The sequence below is a fragment of the Micromonospora sp. NPDC049139 genome (genome assembly GCF_055586845.1).
Genome location: NZ_JBVJHK010000054.1, coordinates 1 through 4,500, shown reverse-complemented (window position 1 = coordinate 4,500; position 4,500 = coordinate 1). Strand labels below are relative to the sequence as shown.

The 4,500-nt window shown below is 66.7% G+C and carries 4 protein-coding genes and 1 pseudogene; 3 read left to right on the top strand and 2 right to left on the bottom strand.

Annotation, left to right across the window (positions count from 1 at the left end):
- Window positions 1-480, top strand: a 480-nt coding sequence (locus ACZ6Q9_RS34125) for a hypothetical protein (RefSeq protein WP_396831408.1), incomplete at its 5' end; no start/stop codon positions are given.
- Window positions 481-682: 202 nt separating this feature from the next.
- On the opposite strand, the gene ACZ6Q9_RS34120 is transcribed toward ACZ6Q9_RS34125, so the two are convergent.
- Window positions 683-1,168 carry an NUDIX hydrolase gene (locus ACZ6Q9_RS34120; RefSeq protein WP_466021479.1) on the bottom strand — a complete coding sequence of 162 codons (486 nt, stop codon included), beginning with the start codon at window positions 1,166-1,168 and terminating at the stop codon, window positions 683-685.
- Window positions 1,169-1,370: 202 nt separating this feature from the next.
- On the opposite strand from ACZ6Q9_RS34120, the gene ACZ6Q9_RS34115 reads away from it, so the two are divergent.
- Together ACZ6Q9_RS34115 and ACZ6Q9_RS34110 are read left to right on the top strand one after the other, a co-directional pair.
- Window positions 1,371-1,937, top strand: coding sequence for a hypothetical protein (locus ACZ6Q9_RS34115; RefSeq protein WP_396831411.1), 567 nt, complete (start codon window positions 1,371-1,373; stop codon window positions 1,935-1,937).
- Window positions 1,938-2,232: 295 nt separating this feature from the next.
- Window positions 2,233-3,646: pseudogene (locus ACZ6Q9_RS34110) on the top strand (IS3 family transposase).
- Here the strand turns inward: ACZ6Q9_RS34110 and ACZ6Q9_RS34105 are convergent.
- Entirely contained in the window at window positions 3,643-4,134 is a 492-nt protein-coding gene (locus ACZ6Q9_RS34105) for a DUF6896 domain-containing protein (RefSeq protein ID WP_396831412.1), read from the bottom strand. The pseudogene ACZ6Q9_RS34110 and the gene ACZ6Q9_RS34105 sit on opposite strands and share 4 nt — an antisense overlap.
- Between the last annotated feature and the right edge of the window lie 366 nt (window positions 4,135-4,500).

The following is a 4,500-nucleotide window of genomic DNA, read 5'->3' as shown; positions in this document are numbered from 1 at the left end:
TATCGACCCCGAAACCCTCGACTGGCCACCCGCCATCCCCGACGAACAGGATCAGCGAGAGAAAAGCTGGACGGTGCCAGCCACGGCCGCGCCGCGCATCTGGTGTTGACGTACGGAGGGTTGATCGAGGGCTACCCGATGCGGCGACTGAACGACATGATCATGGGCGGCTTGGCGAAGCGAGCGGCGCGTGTCCTGCCCGGCGCACCGGTCCACGTTATCGACCCTCCACGCACCCAGGAGTCAGACCAGGGTGGTGGTTCGCTGCCGTTCGGGCCGGTTGAGTCGCTCCCATCAGTGATCGTGATGGGACGGTTCTCGTCAGGGCCCGTCAATGACGGCAAGGATCCTGTACTCCATCGCTCGCAGCTGGTAATCGTGTGGTTGCAAGACGATGCCACGCTGCCGTCCTCTCAAGGAGCGCCGGCTGGCCTCAGCAATGTCGAATGGGAGCGGTGGGCAGAGGACTTCGAGATCTGAAGCAGCCCCGACATCGATCGTCACGATGCTGGAGAGCGACCGTCCACGCGCCCACCTCGCGGCAGATCCGGTAAACGACAGAGATCGAGAACGGTTCGGGAGGCGAACATGCTGTAGTCCGTCCGCGAGGCTCGTCGCCGCGGTCCAGCAAGGTCCCCGGGCATCTTGGTCATCAGCAGGACAGGGACGTGGCAAATGTCCTTCACCCGTTGGGGTAGGTGACAACCAGCTCCGCTTCCGGATCGGAATACGCCCAATGGGCGCCCGGCTGAGCCTGACGGGTGAGGACCGCAACTGACGGCTCCGACAGCGGCCGGTAGGGCAACTCATGAAGCAACCGGCTTGCTTCTTCGACGGGGAACCAGCGGGCCTCCTGAACCAGACCATCTGGGTCGCGGACGTGCAGGGTCGGATCCACCACGTCGACGGTGAAGTTCCACACCCGGCTGACGGTGACTGCTCCGGTCACCGCCGCCGTGCCATGAAGAACGAGGTCCGCGGTTGCGACGACCAGACCTGTCTCCTCGGCCAACTCTCGGCAGGCGCCCTCAAACGGCGTCTCGTGGTCCTCGATCCGCCCGCTCGGGATGTTCCAGTAGGGGCCGCCCCACCGTGGGTACTCCTCGTACACGAGAACGACTTTGTCGTCGTGATGTGCGAGAACGCCGGCGTACCGGGACCGACTCATGCTTGGCACGGGGGCCATTCAACCTCACCTCAGCACCGCGCACGGGCACGGGCACGGGCACGGGCACGTCACAGCTTTCACTATCTGCGGCAGATCCGGATGCGCTTGTTGGGGTGCAAGCCCGGGTCTGACACGCGGGTGGACGTGCCGGGGGGGGTTGTCGGTCGCCGGCACCGAGCGCACGTCGTGCACGATGGCCGATGTGACCGGTGACAACGATCGAATCTGGGCGGCTCTACCTGAGCAGGTCCGTGCGGGGGTCGATGACTTGATCTGTCGACGCAGCAAGGTCAGCGCGGCCGCACTGGTGCGGGAGGGAGCCGGTCCCGCCGGCCCGGTTTCGATCCCTGATGCGTTGCGCGTCGTGGAGGAACGTGGCTGCGAGCTCATGGCGCTGGGCCGGGTGGACCCTCCGTCACCGCCCGTGCCGGCGTCGCGGCTCATCGAGCAGGCCAGAACCATCACCGACCCGGTCGTGGCGATCGAGGCACTGTGGGACGGTGATACGGCGAGGTGGGGCGTACTCCTCCTTGCCATCGTGCACCGGCCCAGCGCGCGCCACCCGCAGTTCGACGAGCAGGAGCTGACGTTTGTTGACGGTCGCGACGCGCCGGCGTTCACCGGTACTGTTCCACACATGCCGGCAGCCGCCGAAGCGACGCACAAGGGCTCGGCGGTGGCGCACGATCTCGCTGTCCCCTTCAGCTTCCTCGATCCGGAAGCTTCGCTCGTCGATCCGCCGCGATGGTGGGACTCCCAGCCCGCCTGATAGGGCTGCAACCACTCTGCTGCTGACGACTCACCGACAGCCCTTTGCGCACGATCGGCGGCAGATCCGGACACCTGCGAGGTTCACTGCTTAAAGACGAACAGCGGTGGGTAGCGTCCACCTGCCGAAGCACCTGGCCCAGCTGCGCATGCTGCGCGCGTTGCCGCGCGTGCCCTGTCTGCCAGGGTGAGTTGAGGCCAGCGGCTCGTAGCAAGTCCCGCTGACAGGGCGAGATCAGGATTGAGAAGCGTTGAGCGTTTCTGTTGGTGCCGCGTCGGCCCAGGATGATGGGGTCATGAGTCGTAAGCGAGGTCCGCGTTCGGATGGGCCGCGGGCACGTCGGTCGTTTACGCCGGCGCAGAAGCTGGACCTGTTGACCCGTTACGAGCAGGCCGTGGCTGCTGGTGAGGGCGGGGCGTTCCTGCGTGAGCAGGGGTTGTACTCGTCGTTGATGAGTGAGTGGCGTCGGGCCCGTGATGCGGGTCTGCTGCAGGGCAGGGCGCCTGGGGAGTCGGTGGGCCGGCCGAGTGCGGAGCAGGCCGAGATTGCGGCGTTGAAGCGGGAGCTGGAGGTGACCCGCGCCAGGCTCGTCCGGACCGAGACGGCTCTGCAGATCATGGGAAAAGCACGCGAGCTCTTGGAGGACATCTCCAGGAGCGAGCCGGACGTGCCGGACGTGTTCAGGCGCGGACGGTGATGATGGACGCGTATCGGGCGTTGACCGCCGCCGGCGCTTCGACACGTGCTGCGGCGCGGGTGACCGGGATCGCCCGCGCGAGCGCTGACCGGAACCGGAGACGGCCGACTCCGCTGCGTCCGGTGCGGCGGGCGCCGGCCAACGCCTTGTCCGGGTCCGAACGGACGGTGGTGTTGGAGGTGCTGGACAGTCCCGAGTTCGTCGATGCCGCCCCGGCGCAGGTGTACGCGGCGTTGTTGGACCAGGGCGTGTACCTGGCCTCGATCGCCACGATGTACCGGGTCCTGCGTGAGCACCGTCAGGTCCGTGAGCGTCGCCGGCAGGCCCGCCACCGGCGGCGTACCCGCCCGGAGTTGGTGGCCACCGGACCGGGGCAGGTGTACTCGTGGGACATCACCAAACTCGCGGGGCCGGCCCGGGGTGTGTACTACGACGCCTACGTGATGATCGACGTGTACTCGCGTTACATCGTCGGGGCGTGCGTGCACTCCCGCGAGTCCGGGCCCCTGGCCGAGGACATGATGCGGCGGGTGTTCGACACCCACGGCGTGCCGCACGTGGTCCACGCCGACCGGGGCACGTCGATGACCTCGAAATCGGTGGCGGACCTCCTGGAAGACCTGGGTGTGACCCGGTCACATTCCCGGCCGAAGGTGAGCAACGATAATCCCTTTAGCGAGGCGTGGTTCAAGACGCTGAAGTACGCCCCGGTCTTCCCGCAGCGGTTCGCGCGTCCCTGGCCCACGCTCGGGTGTTCATGACCGACTTCGTGGCCTGGTACAACGAGGCACATCGACATGCTGGGATCGGGCTGCACACCCCGGCCGAGGTCCACCACGGCCGTCACCACGCGGTCCGCGCGAGGCGGGAACAGACCCTGGCCACCGCCCGCGTGGCGCATCCCGAACGGTTCAGCACCACCAGACTCGTACCCAAGATCCTCGACCTGCCCGACCAGGTCTGGATCAACAAGCCCGACCAGCAAACGGAGCCGCAACCGCTGATCGCTTAACTCCCACTGGCCTCAAACCCTTGACACGTTCCGGTGGGTGACCAGCCTGGGCCGCCCAGAGCGTCAGGCAGCGCGAACCAGCGACCTTCAACCACCTCGCGTAACTGACCCTCGCTGGCAAGGTGGGTGCAGGCCGCGACGATGTCCTCATGGCTGTAGCCGTCATCGGCGGCTTCGTTGGGGAACCAGCGAATTCGCCAGGCGTCGAATGCTTCAACCTCGCGCCCGAGCACGGGATCGGTGACCAGGTCGACGTCGATCTCCCTGCCATCGGAGCTGATTATCCGGCACCCCGCGCCGTGGACGGTGTACTCGATCCCGCTGCTGGTAAGGCCCTCCCGCGGCAACTCCCGCCGCGAGCGGACCGCTGCCAGAAGACCCGCGATGTCTGCGACGGGAAACAAGTCGGCGAGTAGTCGACCACGCGTCTCGTGTAGGGCGGCGGCGAAGCGCCGAACGGCGTCAACCGACGAAGCATCCCGTGCCATGCGCCCCAGTATGAGGATCCTGCCTCCGCACATCGGCGCGACTCCGCGTCTGCCCGGGGGCGGACGAGCGGGTTGATCTTGCCGGTTCCGTGCGCTGTTCCACCATCGGGTGTGGCATGGTGACCGGGTGATCGACAGCCGTGGGGCCTTGGAAGCCGTGGTCCGGCACGCCGTGGAGCTTGAGGACGATTACGACGCCATCGCACCGACTCTCAGAGAGTTGGAGGCTTGCGGGGACATCACGTTGGTGCCCCGGCTACAGAGACTGAATGGTCAGGGTTAGGGCGAGGTCGATGCGGCGTGTCGACGTGACCGTGTTCGATGGATGGCGTATCTGGTTCGGGTGCGCTATCCCGATGGTGGTGG